This window comes from Granulicella mallensis, assembly GCF_014203225.1.
Classification (GTDB): Bacteria; Acidobacteriota; Terriglobia; order Terriglobales; family Acidobacteriaceae; genus Granulicella; species Granulicella mallensis_A.
In genome coordinates this window covers 220,525-241,762 of record NZ_JACHIO010000003.1, presented here as the reverse complement: position 1 = coordinate 241,762, position 21,238 = coordinate 220,525, and the positions used below count along the sequence as shown (strand labels likewise).

The 21,238-nt window shown below is 56.8% G+C and carries 13 protein-coding genes; 10 read left to right on the top strand and 3 right to left on the bottom strand.

The window, feature by feature from the left end:
- Nucleotides 1-97 precede the first annotated feature (97 nt).
- A complete protein-coding gene (locus HDF15_RS04325) occupies nt 98-493 on the top strand; it encodes a nuclear transport factor 2 family protein (protein ID WP_184253103.1) in 396 nt (131 codons plus the stop codon).
- A gap of 9 nt (nt 494-502) precedes the next feature.
- Here HDF15_RS04325 and HDF15_RS04320 read toward each other — a convergent pair whose 3' ends face one another.
- Complete coding sequence (locus HDF15_RS04320) at nt 503-1,918, bottom strand: hypothetical protein (RefSeq protein ID WP_184253102.1); 1,416 nt, start codon at nt 1,916-1,918, stop codon at nt 503-505.
- Between the two features lie 287 nt (nt 1,919-2,205).
- On the opposite strand from HDF15_RS04320, the gene HDF15_RS04315 reads away from it, so the two are divergent.
- From HDF15_RS04315 to HDF15_RS04290, 6 genes are all read left to right on the top strand, one after another.
- Nucleotides 2,206-5,559, top strand: coding sequence for a TonB-dependent receptor (locus HDF15_RS04315; protein ID WP_184253100.1), 3,354 nt, complete (start codon nt 2,206-2,208; stop codon nt 5,557-5,559).
- A 99-nt stretch (nt 5,560-5,658) separates the two neighbouring features.
- Nucleotides 5,659-8,205 (top strand): beta-propeller fold lactonase family protein, encoded by a 2,547-nt coding sequence (locus HDF15_RS04310; RefSeq protein ID WP_184253098.1) that lies wholly within the window; start codon nt 5,659-5,661, stop codon nt 8,203-8,205.
- 93 nt (nt 8,206-8,298) lie between these two features.
- The gene (locus HDF15_RS04305) at nt 8,299-9,498 is read left to right on the top strand and encodes a CehA/McbA family metallohydrolase (protein ID WP_184253097.1); all 1,200 of its coding nucleotides are present in this window, start codon (nt 8,299-8,301) and stop codon (nt 9,496-9,498) included.
- 78 nt (nt 9,499-9,576) lie between these two features.
- The gene (locus tag HDF15_RS04300; RefSeq protein ID WP_184253095.1) at nt 9,577-10,743 is read left to right on the top strand and encodes an MFS transporter; all 1,167 of its coding nucleotides are present in this window, start codon (nt 9,577-9,579) and stop codon (nt 10,741-10,743) included.
- A gap of 153 nt (nt 10,744-10,896) precedes the next feature.
- Entirely contained in the window at nt 10,897-11,433 is a 537-nt protein-coding gene (locus tag HDF15_RS04295) for a cupin domain-containing protein (RefSeq protein WP_184253093.1), read from the top strand.
- 150 nt (nt 11,434-11,583) lie between these two features.
- On the top strand, nt 11,584-12,675 hold the full coding sequence (locus HDF15_RS04290) for an acyltransferase (protein WP_184253091.1): 1,092 nt from the start codon (nt 11,584-11,586) through the stop codon (nt 12,673-12,675).
- Between the two features lie 15 nt (nt 12,676-12,690).
- Here HDF15_RS04290 and HDF15_RS04285 read toward each other — a convergent pair whose 3' ends face one another.
- Together HDF15_RS04285 and HDF15_RS04280 are read right to left on the bottom strand one after the other, a co-directional pair.
- Nucleotides 12,691-14,598: a capsule assembly Wzi family protein gene (locus tag HDF15_RS04285; protein WP_311733028.1), complete on the bottom strand. Its 1,908-nt coding sequence runs from the start codon at nt 14,596-14,598 to the stop codon at nt 12,691-12,693.
- A 78-nt stretch (nt 14,599-14,676) separates the two neighbouring features.
- Nucleotides 14,677-17,226, bottom strand: a complete 2,550-nt coding sequence (locus HDF15_RS04280) for an SLBB domain-containing protein (RefSeq protein WP_260330827.1) — start codon at nt 17,224-17,226, stop codon at nt 14,677-14,679.
- An 863-nt stretch (nt 17,227-18,089) separates the two neighbouring features.
- On the opposite strand from HDF15_RS04280, the gene HDF15_RS04275 reads away from it, so the two are divergent.
- The 3 genes from HDF15_RS04275 to rfbA all read left to right on the top strand — a co-directional run bounded on the left by HDF15_RS04275 (nt 18,090) and on the right by rfbA (nt 21,233).
- The gene (locus HDF15_RS04275; RefSeq protein ID WP_311733037.1) at nt 18,090-19,145 is read left to right on the top strand and encodes a glycosyltransferase family 2 protein; all 1,056 of its coding nucleotides are present in this window, start codon (nt 18,090-18,092) and stop codon (nt 19,143-19,145) included.
- Between the two features lie 123 nt (nt 19,146-19,268).
- Complete coding sequence (rfbB, locus tag HDF15_RS04270) at nt 19,269-20,351, top strand: dTDP-glucose 4,6-dehydratase (protein WP_184253087.1); 1,083 nt, start codon at nt 19,269-19,271, stop codon at nt 20,349-20,351.
- Nucleotides 20,352-20,357: 6 nt separating this feature from the next.
- A complete protein-coding gene (rfbA, locus tag HDF15_RS04265; RefSeq protein ID WP_184253085.1) occupies nt 20,358-21,233 on the top strand; it encodes a glucose-1-phosphate thymidylyltransferase RfbA in 876 nt (291 codons plus the stop codon).
- Nucleotides 21,234-21,238: the final 5 nt, after the last annotated feature.

The following is a 21,238-nucleotide window of genomic DNA, read 5'->3' as shown; positions in this document are numbered from 1 at the left end:
TGTTGGCAAGATCGTCACCTGTCTCCGTAGAAGTAACGTAGCCTTACCGCATTGAAGGACAATCATCGAATGCATGGCAATCGTTATCGGAGGATGAATGGCAGACACTAAGCTCCTTATTGAGCAGGCGTACACCGCATTCAACAAGCGGGACATCGACGGTGCATTAGCACTGATGACGCAAGACGTGAGCTGGCCTAAGGCTTCGGAGGGCGGCAAGGTTGTCGGAAAAGAAGAGATCCGCGGCTACTGGACTCGACAATGGAGTGAGTTCGATCCCCATGTCGAACCGCTTGCAATGACCGAGGAAGACGGAGGCAAGACCCGAGTCAGGGTGCATCAACTCGTCAAGAGCCTTCAAGGGGAAGTTCTTTCCGACAGCGAGGTTCTTCATGTGTTCACCGTGAAGAACGGTCTCATCGCAGCCATGGACCTCGGGGATGAGGCCGATCCAACCGCTGGTCCGTCTGCCGCATTCGCACATCGATCCTGACTGGCTATTTCAATGCGCAGCAGGCAGACCGATGCGCTCGAGCACCAGGTGGGGTGTGGAGGCGTTGGTCGCGACATTGCCGGCACTGACCAGCAGTTCGAAGGGCTGAAGCGTGCCGTCGGCCAGTTTCGCCCGCTGGAGAGTCGGCATCATCGTCGAGGGATCGAGCAGGAAAGCGGCTGCGGCCTGCGTGCCCGCTGTATTCAGACCCGCGACGATCAACACATGGCCAGTGCCGGTGAGGTTGGGCCTGTAGGCGATGATGCCGAAGGTGCGGTCTTCCTGTCCGTTGGTGGTGTAGAGCGCTCGCTCGCCGGGACGCGGAGAAGAATTGACAAAGCCCGAGGGCCGGTCGGAGTTCGGCTCATATTCAAAGGAGAGCTGGAGCTGCGGACTGAAGAGCTGAATCCACGGATCGGATTCATCGGAGCCGATCAGGATTGCGTTGCCGGTGCGCAGGTCGTCCATGCGCAGATCGCGAGCATATCGGAGCAACATTCGCTCGGGCACGACCTCGCGCAGTTGCGCCAGATGAGCGGTCAGGTCCAGATCGACAACGTTGGTATAACGCCGGCTGCCGAGTTTGAGGATCTCGTCGGCGTTGGGCAGATCGTCGGCCTTGAGCCGGGTGCGATAGGTTCCGTTGACGTAGTTGGCCAGAGGGACGGGTCGATCGACGAGCCGCTGCATGATGACCAGACCGGCGTCAGAGGGAACGATGAACGTATCGTGATCGCCGTTGAATAGCTCCGCCCATAAAGTGTGCGATGTGGCTTCGGCGCGGGAGACGAAGAGGTGGGATTGTTTCAGTAGCATTGCGCCGACGCCGAGGAGTATCCCCAGAAGAAGCGCAAAGAACATGCCTGGCGTGAACGAACGCTTGGGATGAAGCGCGGGGGCAGGTACGACCTCGGCAGGCCGTGCGAACCGGGGTTCCTGCCTTAACTCATCGGCTGCTTCCTCTTCCAGAGGTTCGAGGGCGAGAGAAGGCTCGGGGGTAATCTCCGATGGAGAGACGTGCTCGACGAAGATGGGTGTGTATCCACCGCGTGGAATCTCCAGCCGTAGCGTCTCCTCTCTGCCTTCACTCGCGTAGTAATCGTCGATGCGTTTGCGCAGCTTGCGCGCATAGCTGCGAACAATATTGTCGTCGTTCGAGTTGTAGTCTTCGGCCCGGCCAAAGACCGCGACGCCAATCTGCTGTTCGGTGATCTCACCGCGACGGCCCTGGATGCTGCGTTCGACGATATAGAGAAGAAAGTCCGAAAGCAGTTGCGAGCGGCCCAGCGAGCGGCTCACGGCGATGCGCAGCGCGAGCTGCCAGCGTTGGTCATCCGCAGAGAGATGCGGTCCCCGATCGGCCGCGTCCGGCAATCGATGGGGCAACCCCACTGCGGTCTTAGACGTTGGCTCGAGGATCTGCAAGATGCCTGTTGAATTCTCCTTCGTTGGATCGAATCTTAGGCGGCCAGGATGAATGGTCTGTAAATGCGCGGGTATGGCGGCGATCGTACACCGGGTTCGCGGGCGATCATGCACCTGTCGATCCGCCTGATTCGCAAACAGATATCGGCGGGGACGGGTTCAAAGCGAATGAGCACAAGGAAAACCCCTATCGCGCATGAAGAAGCTCGCCAATACTCAGGGCTATCGGGACAGCCTTTGCAACACGCTCGCGGGATGCATTCCGAAGAGGCGTAATGAGGAGAGTTATGAAAAGGACATTCTTTAAGAAGCCGAAGTGCATCGCAAGCTCCCAGAGAGTCAATTGGCTTGCGATGCTGGTGGGCAGCATGGTCTTACTGCTTACCCTTGCAGCGCCGCACGATCTCGTAGCTCAGGGCATCACCGGGTCGATCAACGGAATTGTGACGGATACCAGCGGCGCTGCGATCGAAGGTGCAACGGTGACCGTGCGGCAGATCGATACCAATGAAAGCCGCATCGTCACGACCTCGCACGTGGGATCGTACGGAGTCACCCAGTTGGCACCCGGCAAATACAGCGTCCGGGTGGACAAGGGTGGTTTCAGCGTCTTTCAACAGAGCGACATCACGCTGGCGATCGATCAGGTGGCACAGATCGATGCGCGGCTGGAGGTTGGCTCGGATCAACAGACGGTCGAGGTCACGAGCGATTCGCCGGTCATCCAGACGGAGACCTCCTCGGTGGGCCTGGTGATCGACAGCGCGACGATCCAGAACACGCCGTTGAACGGCCATGTCAGCATCCTGGGTCTGATCAATCTGACGCCGGGTGTGCAGGATGTCGCCGCGCAGGACCAGGTGCCGGTACGCGGAGTCACGCTGGCCTTCGGTACCAACCAGCGCAACTCTTATGGCGACGCGGGCAATACCTTCGACGGCGTTACGAATATGGAGATTGAGCTGCAGCGCGCGCAGGGCGAAGTGCCCTCACTGGATGCGATCTCCCAGTTCAAGGTGATCGACCAGGGCGCTCCGGCGGAGTTCAATCAACCCAATCAGATCGTGGTCGTCAGCGCGAGCGGCGGCAACCAGCTGCATGGGGAAGGCTTTGAGTTCAATCGCAGCCGCGGCACCGCGGCCAAGGCATGGTTCAACGGCCCCCGTGACGCAGCTCCCGTGCGTGCTCCCTATCAGCGCAATGAGTACGGCGGGAACCTGAGCGGGCCCATCTACATTCCGCATCTTTACGATGGCAGGAACCGGAGCTTCTTCTTCGCCAGCTATGAGGGCTTCCACCTCACGCAGTCCGCTTCGGTGAGCAGCACCCAGCCGACTGCGGCCGAGCGCAAGGGCGACTTCAGTTGCTTCCTCCCCGGAGGCAGTTGCACCCCGACCGTCATCCTCATGAACCCGCTGACCCATCAGCCCTTTCCCGGCAACATCATCAACGTGCCATTGAACCCGGTTGATCTTCAGTTGCAGAGCATACTCATTCCACAGTCGACAACGCAGACGACCGGAGTCAACACGCAGGAGTTGATTCCGCATACGACCGAGGTCTCGCGCTTGAACCTGCGCTTCGATCATAAGATCAGCGATCATGACCAGCTTCGCGGCACCTGGCTGCGTGCCTTCTATGGACCCTTCGCCGATGTCGGGACTTCGAGCCTGGCCGGCGGCGTGGCACAGGATGGCGAACACAACGATATCTTTGTCGTGGGCTGGAGCCACAGCTTCTCCCCCACGCTGCTGCTCGATAGCTATGTCTCTTACATGCACATGCCGCTCTTCCGCATTGGGCAGAACTACAAGACCGACTTCTCGTCGATCATTCCCGGCCTGGGCCCGATTCTGCTCCCAGCCGCACCGACGATCTCCATCACCAACATCACCGGCATCACTGAAGGGAGCTCGAAGAACTTCGAGCAGACCTACCAGGGCAACACGGCGCTTACCAAGGTCTTTCCCCAGCATACCGTCAAAGCGGGCTTCTCTTATCTCTACAACACGTCGTGGCAGGACTCCTCCGGACACGGGTCCTTTTCTTTCAACGGAAATTACACAGGAAATGCCTATGCCGACTTCCTGTTGGGCTACCCGAACTCGACCGGTACCTCGAACCCGCAGGATTTCGTCGTTCGCTGGAACTCCGCTCAGTACGGCATGTACATTCAGGATGACTGGAAGGTCCTGCACAACCTGACCCTCAACTACGGTATTCGCTACGATCTGCAGCACCTGTACGACAACCCCTATGGAACCGAGTCGCTGTTCGTTCCGAGTGTGGGCAAGGTCGTGGTCTTCGCGAACTCCTACCCGGCGATCACCAATCCGCTGTATACCAAGTACTCGGTCCTGGCGCCGACAGTCGGTCTACCGAGCAGCATGTATGCCTATCTCGGCCAGGCGAAGACCAACATCGCGCCGCGCTTCGGCTTCGCGTACGAGATTCGTCCGAAGACCGTGATCCGTGGTGCCGTGGGTCAGTACTACAACCTGCTGCCCTCGTCCTACGTGGGCGGAGGATTCAGCAGCCTGCCCTTCATCACCAGCGTCAACTACACCAACACCCCCACCACACCCACGATCACCATGAATGCGCCGTTCGCCGGCAGCGCTACGGTAGGCGCCGATCCGTCGGTGATCGCGCAGCACAAAACCATCGCACCGTACACCGAGCAGTACAACCTGGCCCTGGAGCATCAACTGCCCGGAGCGATCGATCTGCGCATCGGCTACGTCGGCCAACGCACGATCCACCAGAATAACCATGGCGGCCCGGGCAATACCGAGCCGGACATCAACTATGCTCCTCCAGGTCCCTACACCGAACAGTCGCAGCGTCCTTTCCAGCAGTTCTCGACCATCACCGAGGCCTTCGATCCGCTGTATCACACGACCGGCAACTCCCTGCAAGTGGGCGTACACAAGGCTTTCAGCCATGGCCTCCTGATCAATGCCGAGTACCAATGGATCAGGGTGCTGGGAGTGGAGAATCACCAGAACCCGACCAACATCGGAGACTCCTACGGCAATATCTCCAGCATCACCCCGCAGACGCTCGAGGTGAGCTACCAGTACGGACTTCCGTTCGGCAAGGGCAAGATGCTGTTCGGCAACGCAGGCAATTTCACCGACCGGATCCTTGGCGGCTGGCAACTGGGCGGCGTCACGTCGTTTCAGACCGGGCAGCCGTTCTCGGTTAGCTATACCGCTCCCGGAAGTCAGATCTACGGAGCCAGCGGCAGAGCCAACCGCATTCTCGGCGCGCCGCTCTATCCCAAGGTCAAGACCCTTCAGCAGTGGTTCAACAATGCGATCCCAGGCATGCCCACCGTGGCTGGAGAGGAGAAGCTCAACCCGGCCTTTGGTCCTCCTCCGGCGTATACGTTCGGCAACTCCGGCTATGACATGCTGTGGGGGCCGCACTACCAGAACTGGGATATGAACCTTGAAAAGAACACCGTGCTCGCCGGACGCTACAAACTGCAGCTTCGCGCCGAGGTCTTCAATGTCGCTAACCATCCTAACTTCAGCGTACCCAGCTCCTCCCTCACGACTCCTTCTTCCTTCGGCGTGATCTCGTCGGTGGTCAACGAAAGCCGCACCGTAGAGTTCGCCGCGAAGTTCAGCTTCTAACCGAGCTGCTCTCTACCAGTACCGTCTGCCAGGGTTTGCCTATGAGCCCTGGCAGACGGACAACCAAACCCTCATTCCGATACGGAACGGTTCCTCCCTATGCTTAGGATTACTCGCCTCTCCCTTGTCCTGTTGTCTGCAAGCTTTTCCCTCGTGGGTATGAGCCAGACTGCTCCCGCTCCCGGCACGCGCAGCATCGGCGACGCGACACGACAAACTCCCCAGTACATCCCCGGCGGATTCAACCTGCCCAATGGATGGCGCATCACCCCGGCCGGAAAGTCCATCGCCACGATCGAAGACCTGGTGCTGAACACCGTGACCTCTCCCGATGGAAAGATCATGGTGGCGAGCCACTCCGGTTATCTTCCGCACGGCATCGACGTGATCGACGTGAAGACGCGGAAGTTGGTGCAGGAGATTCCGCTGAAGACAACGTGGCTGGGACTTGCCTGGTCTCCCGACGGTCACACGTTGTATGTCTCAGGCGGCAATGCGACCGGCGCGAAGAACATCGCCCGCACCATGGCTCCGATCTATGAATTCACCTATAAAAATGGACGTTTGAGCGATACTCCCACCAACAGCCTGGTCGAGACGATTGATGCCAAGGATGTATGGTGGGCCGGCGTGGTCTATCTGCCGGGCAAGCACCTGATCTATGCCGCCAATCGTGGAACCGGACTCGGTCCCAGCAACGTGGTCGTCTTCGATGCGAAGACACGAAAGATCGTCACCCGCATTCCCGTTGAGATCAATCCTTATGCCACCGTGTTGAGCAGAGATGGGCGCAGGTTGTTTGTCTCGAACTGGTCGAGTGAGAGTGTAAGCGTCATCGATACGGAGACCAACCGCGTGATTCGCACGCTGCATGTGGGCATGAATCCGAACGACATGAAGTTGTCCGCGGATGGAAGGCTCTTTGTCGCCTGCTCGAACGACAACACGATCCATGTCATCGATACGAACAAGCTGGAAGTGGTCGAGAGGCTCTCGACGACGCTGACTCCGTTCGCGCCCGAAGGCTCGACGCCCGATGCGATCGAGATCGACAACCAGCGCAAGCTGCTCTATGTTGCCAATGCAGATAACAACTCGATTACGGTGATTAGGATTGCCGTACGCGAGCATAGCGCCGTTATTGGATTTATTCCGACCGGTTGGTATCCATCGGCTCTGGCGCTGGCGGAGAACAACAATACACTCTTCATCGGCAACGCCAAAGGCGAAGAGGGTCACCCGGACCTCAAGAGCGTGGGCAGCCCGCTGGCCTCGAAGTGGAATGGCGATGAAACGGTCAAGACGCTGCAGAAGAGCAGCATCGAGGTGCTGCCGGTAGCCAATCTTCGGCAGAATCTGCCGAAATGGACCCATGAGGTGATCGAGAACACACCTTACAACGATTCTCTGCTGTCAGAGGCACGGCCGCCCAGGGAGCCCACGATCCTGCCTCGCGAGGTCGGAGTCGCGACCCCGATTCAGCATGTGATCTACATCATCAAGGAGAACCGTACCTACGACCAGGTCTTCGGCGATATCAAGGGGGCCAACGGCGATCCTCGGCTGACCATCTTCGGCGAACAGGTGACACCCAACCAGCACGCGCTGGCCCGTCAATATGTAACGCTCGATAACCTGTATTGCGATGGCGAAGTGAGCGTGGACGGACACTCGTGGTCGGACTCGGCCTACGCGACCGACTTCAATGAACGCTACTGGCCGCCTACGTATGCGGGCCGCAGCGATGCGGAACGCAGCCGGGCCTATGTGCCTTCGGCCGGTCACCTCTGGGATCTGGCCGCACGTAAGGGACTCACGTACCGGTCCTACGGCGAGTATGCTATCCGCGCCAGCACTGGTGAAGGCATGGATGCAGCGCCTGGATCGGGTGGCCTGGCCGGTCACGTCGCAGCCAACTATCTCGGAGGCAGGCAGCGTGACACGGCGAACGTTGGGGTCTTTCTAAAAGAGTTCCACGAGTACGAGAGCCACTTCGACAGCCCGAATGCCAACCTGCGGCTGCCGAACTTCGTCATCATGAGCCTGCCCGAAGACCATACCAAGGGGACGGCGCCGGGCGCGTTTACCCCACAGGCCATGGTGGCGAACAACGATTACGCCATCGGCCAGTTGGTCGATGCGGTGAGCCACAGCCGCTACTGGCCGAGCACGGCGATCTTCATCATCGAGGACGACGGACAGGATGGTCCTGACCATGTGGACGCGCGCCGCACCGTAGGCCTGGTGCTGAGTCCCTATGTAAAGCGTGGTGTTGTCGATAGCACTTTGTACTCGACAAGCTCGATGGTGCGGTCGATTGAACTGCTGCTCGGTATGCCGCCGATGAGCCAATACGATGCGGCCGCGATGCCGATGTACGCCTCCTTCGGAACCGAGGCGCAGACGATGGCCTTCGATGCGATACCGCCGAAGATCGACGTGAACGCCAAGAACAAGAAGGGAGACTATGGATCGGAGGAGAGCAAAAAGATGGACTTCTCCGACGTGGACCGCGCGCCGATGCATGCTCTCAACGAGGTCATCTGGAAGAGCATCAAGGGTGCGGATTCGCCCATGCCGCCGCCGGTACATCGCTTCCGTCCGCTCATCGATGCAGGCGACATGATCACGAAAGACAACGACTAGCGCCGGGCATTCTTCACTCGTCGCGATCCTCCTCTTTTCCTGAGGATCGCGACGAGTGAGGCTCAACCCTGCACGACTTGAAAGGAATCAAGGATGCGTTTCACCCTCTTTCTTCGAAAGATGGTCCTGACGGCCAGCCTCAGCGCCGCCGCTCTGGCTCAGACCGAACATGTCAACCCGTGGTCACCGGTCAATGTCGCTCCGCTGCCTCCGATCGCCAGTCTCAGCGACGGCGTGTGGCTCAAGGGCGACCTTCACCTGCACTCCCGGCACAGCAAAGACTCCAGCAACAACTCCGAGGCCAAGATCATCGGCTTCGCCGAGTCGGTTGGCATGGACTATCTCGCCATCACGGATCATGACAACCATGTTCAGGGTGATGTCGCGCACAACACCTGGACCGATCCGGAGTTCAAGTCGAACTCCGTGCTGTTGCTGTATGGCGCCGAGTGGACGACGACGCGCGGCCACGGCAATGCCTTTTCGGCCCGGCCCTACGATCATCAGCGGCTATACGACGTCCGCGATCAGCGCGATATTGTGATCGGGGCGGTGAAGAAGGAACTCGGGATTCATCTGTCGGCTAACCATCCGAGCGGCAAGGATCACTTCGGCTTCTCCTACGATATGGTGGACTCGATTGAGGTCTGGAACTCTGCGGTGTGGTCGAAGAACGCCAACGCGATCATGATCTGGGACGACATGCTCTCATCGGGACGCAAGCTGACCGGCAGAGGTGGGAGTGACTCGCACCACGGTACCCCGGATACACCCGAGCAGGCGACCAAGAACACCTATCAGCGACAGGCTAACTATGTGGGAACGCCGACCACCTGGGTGTACGCCAAGGAACGAACCTTGCAGGCAGTCGTGGACGCCCTGACGAACGGACGAGTGGCGGTCAGCGCGAACCCCTATGCTCCGCGCGTCGAGTTCTATGCCGACCTCGATCAGGACGGCAAGATGGACATGATGATGGGCGACAACGCCAAGGCAACGGGGAAGGCGGCCACCTTCCGCATTCAGTTGACAGGGAATACTGTTCAAGGAGCCCAATATACCCTGCATGTGGTGAAGGACGGCAACCCGTTCAAGACCCTGCAGGCCACCGGTGGCAAGACAACGATAGCTGAGTTTACCGATACCCCACAGGCACTTGGTCGAACGTACTATCGCGTCGAGGTGGAAGGGCCGCCGACAGCCTATCCGCAGGTTCCCGGGTCGACCGCGCTGAACGGCAACATGGTCGGGCTGTCGAATCCCCTCTACTTCAACTTTGACCCGAACTTTTGATTGTGATGAATAAAGTTCAGCAGTCGAATGCCGATGCCTGTTGACGCGATTGTGCGGCGTTTTTGAGATGATGAAAAGATGCGCAAATCGCTTCTTGCACTCGCGGTAGCTGCCTTCGGAATTGGGACTTCCGAGTTCATCATCATGGGTCTGCTGCCGGACCTGTCACACAGCCTGCACGTCAGCATCCCGAAGGCCGGCGTGCTTGTATCGGCGTATGCGCTGAGCGTGACGTTCGGTTCGCCGCTGGTGGCTCTGTTGCTGGCTCGGACAGAGCGCAAGCGCGCCATGCTGATTCTGATGGGAATCTTTGTGGCTGGAAACCTGCTATGCGCGCTCGCGCCGAACTATGAGTTGCTGCTGTGCGCGCGAGTGTTGACGGCCCTCTGTCATGGCGCTTTCTTTGGGATCGGAAGCATTGTGGCGACCAGGCTTGTACCGTACGAGCAGCGAACACAGGCTGTAACGCTGATGTTCAGCGGCCTGACCATTGCGAACGTGCTCGGTGTCCCAGCGGGAACGGCGCTAGGGCAGGCCTTTGGTTGGCGCGCGGCCTTCTTCGCGCTGATCCCGGTGGGATTGGTGGCGATGGCGGCACTGTATCGCATGGTGCCCGAACAGCAAGCGGAATCCATCGTATTGAAGCACGAGTTTCGTGCGGTGGTGCGGCCGCAGGTGCAGCTGGTGCTCACGCTCAGCACGGTATCTTCGGTCGCGCTGTTCTGCACCTTTACCTACATCGCACCGATGCTCGAGGCCGTAACACACCTCACCCCGCACGCGGTCACGTGGGTACTGGTGCTCTTTGGCATAAGCATCACCGTAGGCAACTTACTGGGAGGACGGCTCGGCGATTGGAAGCCAATGCCGCTGGTACTGGGTGGGCTGGCTGCGTTGATTGCCATTCATCTTGCGATGCCGATAGCCATGCCGCATGTAGTGTCGGCGGTGGTGCTGGTGTTTGTCTGGGGCATGGTGCACTTCGGCGCAATCGCTCCGCTGCAGTCGCGGATCGTGGAGCAGGCGAAGGGTGCGCCGAATCTGGCAGCGACGCTCAATCAGGGCGCTTTCAATCTTGGGAATGCTCTCGGGGCGAGCCTTGGTGGACTCGTGTTGGCCGCCGGGTACGGCTATATGCGCCTGCCAATTGCAAGCGCCGTTGTGATGACACTGTGCCTCGCGGCAGGGGTAGTGACAGTGATGATTGAACGACGTGACGAACGAGCGTTTGGGGCTCAAAGATAGCCCTTACAAAATCTGCCGCGCTTACGGCTATAGCGTCTGTCTGGACTTGCCGTGGGCAAAATTGTCTTCACGCTTGGAGCTTCCTGAGCGTGTCCAACCAATAAGTTCATAGAGCCATCAGTAAGATTTGTTGCAAACCCAAGGAGAACTCACATGGTTGAAAAGATATCTGGAAATCCACTTCTACCTCCCGACGATCTCAATCGCGTGTTGGGGTTCGCCCACGCAGACAGTGAAACCGCCCAACACGTTGGTCTGGTCGGAGATACGTATACCATTACCGTCGCTGGAAAGGACACCGGCAATCGATTCTGCGTGATCGATATGCACGTACCGCCCGGCGGTGGCCCGCCCCCGCATCGTCACGAGTTCGAGGAGACCTTTATCCTCCTCGACGGCGAGATGGAAGTGACCTTCCGCGGCGACAGGTCCACCGTGCGGGCAGGGGACACGATCAATGTTCCGTCCAACGCCCCGCACCAGTTTCATAATGCATCTTCCAAGCCCGCCCGGATGATCTGCATCTGCTCTCCCTCTGGGAACGACGAGTTCTTCCTCGAAGTCGGCGTTCCCGTGGCGACTCGTACAACGCCTCCACCAGAACTGGATGAGCAGCAGAGGATTGAATTTATGGAGCGGGCAAAGGCGCTTGCCCCGAAGTACCGCACCGAGCTTCTAGATAAAGCGTAAGAGCTCGAGCCAGCCGAGGCTAAGAACTGAGATCCATCAAATTGTCATGGAAATCGAGGGGAATCGTACCAGATCGCTCGATTGAGCGAGTTTAGGGTGAGTGAGTTAGCCTGCGGCGACAAACAGAAGACGAAGAGCGTGAGAGGTGGGATGGCTGAAGGTTTCGGCGTAACAGTGGGGACGGCAGAGATGCAACGCACGAAGCCGCATTTTGTGGTGTTGGATGGGTTGCGCGGCGTGGCGGCTGTGGGGGTGGTGACCTTCCACTTTCTGGAAATGGTGATTTGGAACTACAGCAAGCTTTGGATTGGACATGGCTTTCTGGCGGTGGATTTTTTCTTTTGCCTCTCGGGCTTTGTGATGGGGTATGCGTATGACGATCGCCTGAAAACGATGGGGCTCGTGAGCTTCCTGAAGGCACGGCTGATCCGGCTGCATCCACTGGTGGTGTTGGGGACGGTGCTGGGGCTGCTCGCGTTCTATGCCAATCCGTTTGGGATTACACCGGGATATGGACTGGGCAAGGTGGCGCTAATGTTTGTGGCGTCGCTGCTGTTGATTCCCTATGGGGTGATGAAGGAGCGGAGCCAGAACCTGTTCAGCCTGAATGCTCCGGCGTGGTCCTTATTTTGGGAGTATGTGGCCAACGTGGTGTTTGCTCTGGCGCTGTATCGGGTGAAGCGTGGAGTGTTGGCAGTGCTCACGGTAGTGGCGGCAGTGCTGTTGTGTTGGGCGGGGTATCGGGCAGGAAACTTAGCGGGTGGATGGAGTGCGCGGAACTTTTGGGACGGCGGAGCGCGGGTGGCCTTCTCGTTTATGGCAGGGCTGCTGGTGTACCGAATGGGGTGGCGGCTGCGGACGCGGCTGGGCTTTGGCGCGTTGAGTGTCTTGCTATTGCTGGCACTGGTGATGCCTTATGCGCACGGCGGATGGATACGGGAGGTGGCGGTGATTGTGGTGTATTTCCCGCTGCTGGTAGTGCTAGGCGCGGGGGCGACGGTATCCCCGAAGGTGGAACGGTTGTGCCGGTTTTCGGGAGACTTATCGTATCCGCTGTATATGACGCATTACTCGGTGATCTGGATCTGGGGGGACTTCGCCGAAAAGCACAAACTGGCGACGGGAGGGCCGGCGCTGGCGTTAGACGTGACCTGCGGAGTTGTAATGATGGTGGCATTTGCATGCCTGGTGATGGTTGCGTATGACAAGCCGATGCGAGCGTATTTACGCTCCAGGGGTTGAGGCAGTAATTAGGAGTTAGTGCGAAAAGATAGAACGCGATGGATCCCAGGTAATTTGGAACCAGCCGCTCGTATTGTGCTGAGACCCAGGCAGATAAGCGGGAATCAGGAAGCGTTCGTATTGGGTAAATACCTGGAGAGACCATTCCCGATTGAAAGCATAGGAGGCATTGAGAAAGCCATCTGTGGTGGTGCCTCCCCCTGGAAGGAATAAACTGCTGGTTTTTGTTTGCCGATAGCCGGCTTCGACTCGCGTACGAGCTGAAAACCAGTAACCTGTGCGGCCTTCCAGTGCGCGCGCATCGCGCCCGACCGCATTGCCCAGGAGGAATCCTTTGTTGGTATTGCCGTCGCGATACTGGTTATTGATGAAAAAGCGAGTGCCGCCTTCGTCCTGGCTGAGTTCCTCAGAGCTGGCTGCCTCGAAACGAAAATCCATATGCGGAAGATAGGGAAGGCGTGGAAGATAGATGCCGGGATGCCAGACCACACGCCGTGGGGCGTCAATGGGGCTCGGTTCATCGTCGGCATAGGAATCTGCATAGAGCGTCACATAGTTCCGCAGTCCAGGGACATGCAGCCGAAAATCAAATCCAGATTTCCGATCTCCTGGATCGCAGCGATCTCCATAGCCGAAGCCACAACCTGTTGAGGTTGAACTGAATAGATTTGTTTTGAGACTCCCCAGGGTCATGGGGTGACCTACCCCCCATAAGATGGACCAACGCGTAAAACTCATTTCGAACGTACGTCCGAATGTGAAGTCTGCTTTCTCGCCATTGAAGTAGGGGCGCGCTGGATAGTGATGTCCGGAAAGCTTTCCAAAGACCAGGTCGAAACGATAAGTGCCCAGGGTTGGGAAGATGGGAAAGGGATGGGGACGGGTTGCAACCAACTGCAGGTTGTAGGTTGGTTCCGCATTGCTCGAAAAGGAGAGCGGACCCATGGTCGTTGGTCCCCAGAAGAGCTCCTGCTTGCCAAACGACAGAGCAAATCCGCCGAAGGCCGCTCCGGCATAGAGTTCGAGCGGGCGCTGGCGCACATAAGCTGCAAGAGCAGGTGTTACCGGAACGGGGGGAGGGTTTGAGGGGACGGCGAAAGGGAAGTCGTCCAGGCTATAAAACAGGGCTGAATCGGCCGCAGTGATCGGCGGTGTCGTGGGAGCCTGCTGCAACTCCTGCCGATCGAAGAAGAAAAAATGTCCATGCACGGCACGTACGGAGAAGCCAGCGATAGCGCTATTGCCGCGGCCCAGCGGACGCCCGTAATCGTTCCGCCACGTTTGCCCGAAATGGAAGCCGTCAGTCAGCGCAGGTCCGGCAATCGTGCCCTCACGAGCATAGCCGGATTCCAATACAGCCTCTGAGGATTCATTGGGTTCCTGCAAGGCACTATCGAGTTGAGGAATAAGATTCTCGGCTTCCAGCTTAATGCTGTCGCTGACGTCGTAATAGTGTCCGTGAACGCCAAGCAGAATATCTTTCGCCTGCTGCACCTGCCGGCGGCACTCTTGTCGAGTCCACGGACGGATGGAGACACTCTGGAAGGGGATCAGGCCCATGGAGCTAAGTCGTTCCAGGGCAGGGTAGATCCAGCTATCCATCGGAACGTTGGTGGAGCCGATCCTGTCTTCGTAGTTGTCGTTGGCGTCCGGATCGATTACACGGCCATCGCTGCTCCCTGCATCTCCAGAGGACACGTCATTCGGGGCGATAGATGGCTGAGCCGTATAGGGTGTCGATGCAATGTATTGCGGCGTATTGGTGGAAACAGGGAAAACGCTGCTGGCTGGCAGGGTCAGCGCGACACCTTTTCCTGAGACTGGAGCTTCCGCGCGGGAGCCTTGCTGGGCAAGGTCCGCGCCTGGAAGAAAGAGCATTAAAGATACCGTCGTCAAACAAAGCAGTGTACGTCTGGGACTCACGAGTTCCTCGTCAGGATGATACGGGGCCTGCCATAAATCTTACTGGCCTGTTGGTGCGAGCCTAAAGGACGAAGCTCGCTACTGCTTGATGACGGTGACTGCCGCCGCTCCCAGGGCAAATTGGGAGAAGATCTGCGAGTAGTCGATGACCTGCTTTATCAGAGAAGCCTGGATCGGCTTTTCAGGAATAACGATAGAGTCCCCAGGATTGATCTGCGTCGCGTCAAAGCTGTTCTTCCACGTTCCCTTAGCTCGTTGACGGCTGTATACCGAGCCATCGGCACGGATGATGAAAGCGTGTCTGCTGTCCGCAATGGAATTTGGTTTTCCGGCCAGAAGCACATAATCTTCTACTCTCCGTTTGGAGTCGTAGAGAAAGACGTTCTGCCCATAAACGGCGCCGATGACGCTTACAGTGAGTGGCCGCGAAGGAATGCGGAACACATCGCCATCCTCCAGGGGGATGGCCGGGATCTTATCAGCGCCCACACTATCCGGGCGGAACTCAAGTACGATGCGGCCAGTAGCGCGCAGTTTGCGCAACTGGGCGATGGTATCCCGCTCTTCGTAAAGAGCATTGGGGTCGACTACCGTCCCCGACGAGGAAGCAGCTCGGACTGCAGACGCACGTTGCATACTGATGGCGAGTGAAGAGACATACTCATCCAGGCGCTGCTGCTGGAAGATACGGGCGGACTCCCTGGTGAAGCTGGACCCGTAAAGATAGGCCTTGCTCGTAAGGCCACCGGCGCGACGCACCAGTTGGTCAAGAGTTTCATTGGGGCCGACGCTGTAGACGCCCGCACCCGCGAACTCGCCCTCGAGACGAATATATTTGGTCCGCTCGTCTTGCGGAACGTGAATATCGGCCTGAGACAGGATGGTTACGACGTCTCCGGGCTGCAACTCCAGGTTTTGAGCTGGGTCTTGGCCTTGAACAAGCTTCTCGAGGTTGAAAGGGATGAGAGAGCTTTTGAGTGTGTCCGGGTTGAGGCGTTCAACGACGGCATAGGACCAATCGATCTCTGGTGCCGGGATCTTAATCGTATTGATAGGGCCAACGTTAGCCACACTCGGACTTCCAGCGGCCTGCTGCTCTTCGGCCAGCGACCCCCGACTGATCATCTTGTCGGAAGAGGGAAGAGAAGCATTGGATTGGGAGGTAGATCCTGTGTTCCGGTTCTGCACATTCGTGCTTCCAGCAAGCTCTTGATCGTCAGCATTTTGATCGTCGGTATTCTGGTCTCCAATATTTGAGACCTGCTGAGAATTGAGGGTGTCGCTCTCCTCGTCTTCCCCAGGTGGTGGGAGGGGAGGGAACTGATTAATTCCTCCATTGAGCCGCTGAGAAGATGAGGATGACAAGGAGGATGAAGAAGTCGAGGTACGATTTTGTCTTGTGGGGAGTTGCGGTTTCCCCCACGAATACTCCTGTGAGGGGCGCAGAGGTTCGAAGAGCGGCGTTGGAACACCGAGACGATTGCGTTGCCGCCAGTAATTATTCGTTAGTAGAGATTTCCGGTCAGGAATGATGTCGCTCAACCGCATGCCAGGATGCCAGGGGAATCGTCCCGGGTTCGCCAGGTTGCCCCGGATGGTTACCGATTGCTGGTAGGCGGAGGTAATGTGGTTGACGAACAGCACATCTCCGTCGCGGAGCGCCATAGCTCGGCCTGCGTCGTCGATATTCACCGTCACCGCAGCGCGCGAGTGGTCGTCTTCGACGCGCTCCAGAGAGAGTTGTGTCGTCGATCCTGTAGGCGTGAGACCCCCAGCAAGCTTCAGCAGATCCCCGATAGTCGTCTCGCCGCGAAGCTCGTAGATGGCAGGATGATGCACGCTGCCGGCCAGTGCGGCCTGTGGTCCTACGGGGGGGATAAAGATAGTGTCGTTGGGTTGAAGGCGAAGATCGTGTGTTTTATCGCCCTTCAACAATAGGTCGTATAGATCGAGTTCGCCGGCAACCTTTCCATCGCGCCGCACCTCAATATGTCGTAGGGATCCTTGGACGTTTGGTCCGCCGGCCACGAAAAGTACATTGAGCACGGTACTGAGGGAACTGACCGTGTAAACGCCCGGACGCCTGGCCTCACCCACCACATAGACCTGAATGGACCGGAGATGGCCCAGATCGACTGACAAATTGAAGTTGCGGAAAGTGTGCCGAATATCGGAGCTGATCTGACTCTGGAGCTGATCGATACGGAGACCTGCGACGTGAATGCCTCCGACCTGGGGTACATAAATCGAACCGGAGCTGTCGACGGTCAATTGTCCATTGAAAGATTCGGGTCCCCAAAGACGCAAGAGAATCTCATCACCCGGGCCGACAATGTAGTCGGACATGGCGGGGATCTGGTCGACCGGAGCGAAGGTAGAGGGCGCTCTTTGAAACAGATCGCGACCGAAGATCGACAGCTGTTCCCCTGTAGAGGCTTGTGTCAGCCTCTGCATATCTGTTGGCCTGTCGGGCGGGAAGAAGTTGTTCTGGCGGTTCAGATTATTAGAGAACTGCTGGTTTCGGGTATTGCCGGCCGAATCGACATAAAGCTGGTTGTTTTGTTGCTGGGATTGCCTCTGTGTCTGCAACGTTTGTGAATTATCAGGAACAGCCGCTCCATTTTGCATGGGATTTACTGAGTTCCCATATTGGCTCGAGGAGTTGTCGCTGCAATCCGGAGAAGACTGGTCAGTACAGGGCTGCGAATTTTGTGCCAAAGCAGAGAAGGCAGGTAGCAGGAGAACGACAGACAGAATCGGGATAAATCGAAATTTGCTGATGCGAAACAAAATTCCAGACCTCGGCTTTAGTGAAAGTGCCGGCACAGCAGCATCCTGAGATGTCTGAACGCCTCTTAGACGCGTCAACGACGCGCTTCTAATCAGACTAAATGGATTCTTGTGCGTGGTTTTCATAAATCTATGGATGATGTGAGGGAATCCCTTCCTTTTATCAAAGAGATGAGACGATATGGTCGGCTACTTCCAACACCAAAGATCATTTTGGTTGCATGTTGCAGGGGGAATCTTCCTTGATTCCTGGCCGGAGCGCTTGGTCGAAATCGCGGGTTGTGTCAACATTACGCTCAGTTACTGAAATATGTACCGGATAGAGACACAAGCCGTCGAAAAGGCCCTAGTGCCGACATTATTTCATTTTCAGAGCTGTCGCCACAAAGGCTACGTTCAAAAGATCTTATCGTTTGAATGAGCAGACAAAACTAGCTGTTTCCCTCTAATTGGGTACTCCATGGTGTTTACACATCATGACAGTGATGCGAGTAGAGGAATTCGGTTGTGGCGTGTCTTCATCGAACTGCAATGATGCAGAACCCATGGTTTGATTTCGCTTACGAGATATCGTAACATTGCCGCTGTTGAAGAGCTTCTAGAACGATCCCAGCTTTTAGATCGTAGCTCTTCGGCCCGACTTGGATCTTAGTCCGTTTTGCACAGGATTTCGAGCGTGAATGAAGGGCCAGTTGCTCACGATGATGTCTGTTGATAAGACTTTGCACGATGCTTCTCCGAATGGAACTTGTCTTCAGCGGGCTGGCATCGTCATCCCGACGTATAACGCAAACCCTCATTGGGAGCGTCTGCAAACAGCCCTGGAGACACAGGGCATTGCCAGGGAGCAGGTTCTGATCGTCGATTCGTCCTCCTCGGATAAGACCCAGGAGTTGGTTCGGCGTGCCGGTTATCGGCTAATGAACGTTTCCAAAGAAAGTTTCCGTCATGGCGCAACACGCCAGATGGCGGTCGAATCGATGCCATGGGCTGAGTTCCTTGTTCTTTTGACCCAGGACGCCCTCCCTTGTGGGGATCATCCGATCGAAACATTGCTGTGTGCTTTTAACGATTCGGCAGTTGGAGCTGCTTACGGCAGGCAGTTGCCGCGCGAACAGGCAGATCCAATCGAACAGCATGCGCGCCTGTTTAACTACCCTGACCTCTCCGATGTACGGACTTTTTCAAGCCACGAGCGTCTTGGGATAAAGACAGCGTTCTTTTCCAACAGTTTCGCTGCCTATCGGCGTGCGGCCTTTGATGAGGTCGGCGGCTTTCCCTCACACACCATCGTCTCTGAAGAGGTGACGGTAGTTGCACGCATGCTGCTGGCGAACTGGAAGATTGCCTATCAGTCAGATGCCACTGTGATTCATTCCCATCCGCTAACCCTGTTGCAGGAGTTCTCCCGTTACTTCGATATCGGGGTGCACCATGGAAGAGAACAGTGGATGCTGGATGCTTTTGGTGGAGCGGGTGGCGAGGGGCGTACCTTTGTCATTTCGCAGATGCAATTTCTTTTGAAGACCAGGCCCTCTCTGATTCCCCTGGCGACTCTGCGCAATGCAAGCAAGTGGTGCAGCTATCAGCTTGGCCTTCACGAAAAATATCTTCCGTTAGCTCTAAAGCAGGCTATTTCAGCGCAAAAGAACTTCTGGCAGGATGAGAAATTCACATTCTCTTCTGCGGATAAATCTCACATCGTGTCTTCACCCCCCCGGCCCCACTACACACCGACAGATCCGACGCACCGCTAGTGGTCAGACAGGCTACCCGTCTGTAATCGTTTCATCCTCCACGGGGGCGACTATTGAACCGCTTCCTGTGCTTCACTAAAAAGAGCGTTTTGTTCGCAGGAAAGGCGAGTGGTTCGAGAATTGATGGATACGGAAATTTTAGTTACTGGCGGTGCAGGTTTTATTGGCTCGAATTTTGTCTTGCATTGGGTCCACTCAGGCAAAGGGCGCGTCATTAACCTCGATGCACTCACGTATGCAAGCCATCTTGGAAATCTGGACTCGCTTGCGGGCAATCCGGATCATACCTTCGTACAGGGAAATATCTGCGATGCTGAGTTTGTCGCTAATATCTTCGCTAGTCATAAGCCGAAAGCGGTCATACACTTCGCGGCCGAAAGCCACGTTGACCGCTCCATTGTGGGACCAGATGCGTTCCTGAAGACAAATATTGATGGCACGTTCACATTGCTGCAGGCGGCCCGTACCTATATGGCGACGCTCAGCGAGGATGACCAAAAAACATTCCGTTTTGTTCATGTTTCGACCGATGAGGTGTACGGCACACTTGGTCCTGACGATCCCGCATTCTCAGAATCCACACCTTACGCTCCTAATAGTCCTTACGCAGCTTCGAAGGCAGCTTCGGACTTTCTGGCTCGTGCCTGGTTTCACACTTACAATCTGCCTGTGCTGGTAACGAATTGCTCCAATAATTACGGCCCCTACCAGTTTCCAGAGAAGCTCATCCCTTTGATCATTGCCAACGCTCTTGCCGGCAAATCGCTTCCGATCTATGGTGACGGCTTGCAGGTACGCGACTGGCTGTTTGTCAAAGATCACTGCAGAGCCATTATTGATGTGCTTGAAAAGGGCCGCCTCGGTCAAACCTATAACATCGGTGGCCGTAATCAGCGCAGCAATCTTGAGGTCGTGCAAACGATTTGTGCTTTGCTCGACGAGTTGGTCCCCTTGTCGCCCCACAAGCCTCATAACCAACTCATCACGTACGTCAAGGACCGCCCGGGCCATGATCGGCGTTATGCGATCGATGCAGATAAGATTGAGCGCGAGCTCAAATGGAAGCCGGAGGAAAGTTTTGAGACTGGAATCCGCAAGACTGTAGAGTGGTACCTTGCCAATGGCCGCTGGATTGAAGCTGTGACAGGCGCCGCTTATCAACAATGGGTTTCACTTAACTATGCTGACCGCAAGTCCCAAAGCTGAGGTTCAATGAAGGGGATTATTCTTGCAGGAGGAGCCGGAACGCGACTGCATCCGGTGACTCAAGCCGTTTCGAAACAACTCTTACCGATCTACGATAAGCCGATGATCTACTACCCGCTTTCCACACTGATGCTGGCGGGGATTCGCGAGATCCTTCTTATCTCTACCCCGCAGGACATACCACGGTTCCAGGAGCTTTTCGGTTCGGGCGAGCAGTGGGGAATTCATCTGCAATATGCGGTACAGTCATCCCCCGATGGCATCGCTCAGGCTTTTCTCATCGGCAAGGAGTTTCTTGCTGGCGATGGCTGCTGTCTCGCATTGGGAGACAACATTTTTTTTGGCCACGATTTCGTCAAGGCCTTGCAAAACGCGCGCCACCAGTCGGAGGGTGCGACCGTATTCGCTTATCCGGTAACCGATCCGGAACGTTATGGCGTCGTGGCCTTTGACGCCGATCGCAAAGTCATCTCGCTTGAAGAGAAGCCGGTAAAGCCGAAGTCTCGATATGCGGTTACGGGCATCTATTTTTATGACTCACAGGTTGTGTCGGTGGCCGAACAGATCAAACCCTCGCCGCGTGGCGAACTGGAGATTACCGACGTCAATCGTTGGTACCTGGAGCGTGGTCAACTGCATACCGAGTTGCTGGGACGAGGCATGGCCTGGCTCGATACCGGAACGCACGATTCCTTGTTGGACGCGGCCAACTTTGTTCGGACGATTGAGCACCGTCAGGGGCTGAAGATCGCATGTCCTGAAGAGATCGCATTTCGTCTTGGATATATCTCTGCCGATCAGTTGGAAGCACTCTCCAACAAAATCTCAAAGAGTTCCTATGGGCAATATCTGCGGGCATTGCTCTCGGAGAGGGTCTACTGACAGAC

Coding starts and splice junctions, on each gene's coding strand:
- HDF15_RS04295 (WP_184253093.1), top strand. CDS start 10,897: ATGGTTGAAAAGATATCTGGAAATCCACTTCTACCTCCCGACGATCTC.
- HDF15_RS04300 (WP_184253095.1), top strand. CDS start 9,577: ATGCGCAAATCGCTTCTTGCACTCGCGGTAGCTGCCTTCGGAATTGGG.
- HDF15_RS04315 (WP_184253100.1), top strand. CDS start 2,206: ATGAAAAGGACATTCTTTAAGAAGCCGAAGTGCATCGCAAGCTCCCAG.
- HDF15_RS04325 (WP_184253103.1), top strand. CDS start 98: ATGGCAGACACTAAGCTCCTTATTGAGCAGGCGTACACCGCATTCAAC.
- rfbB (WP_184253087.1), top strand. CDS start 19,269: ATGGATACGGAAATTTTAGTTACTGGCGGTGCAGGTTTTATTGGCTCG.
- HDF15_RS04305 (WP_184253097.1), top strand. CDS start 8,299: ATGCGTTTCACCCTCTTTCTTCGAAAGATGGTCCTGACGGCCAGCCTC.
- HDF15_RS04290 (WP_184253091.1), top strand. CDS start 11,584: ATGGCTGAAGGTTTCGGCGTAACAGTGGGGACGGCAGAGATGCAACGC.
- rfbA (WP_184253085.1), top strand. CDS start 20,358: ATGAAGGGGATTATTCTTGCAGGAGGAGCCGGAACGCGACTGCATCCG.
- HDF15_RS04310 (WP_184253098.1), top strand. CDS start 5,659: ATGCTTAGGATTACTCGCCTCTCCCTTGTCCTGTTGTCTGCAAGCTTT.
- HDF15_RS04280 (WP_260330827.1), bottom strand. CDS start 17,226: ATGCAAAATGGAGCGGCTGTTCCTGATAATTCACAAACGTTGCAGACA.
- HDF15_RS04275 (WP_311733037.1), top strand. CDS start 18,090: ATGATGTCTGTTGATAAGACTTTGCACGATGCTTCTCCGAATGGAACT.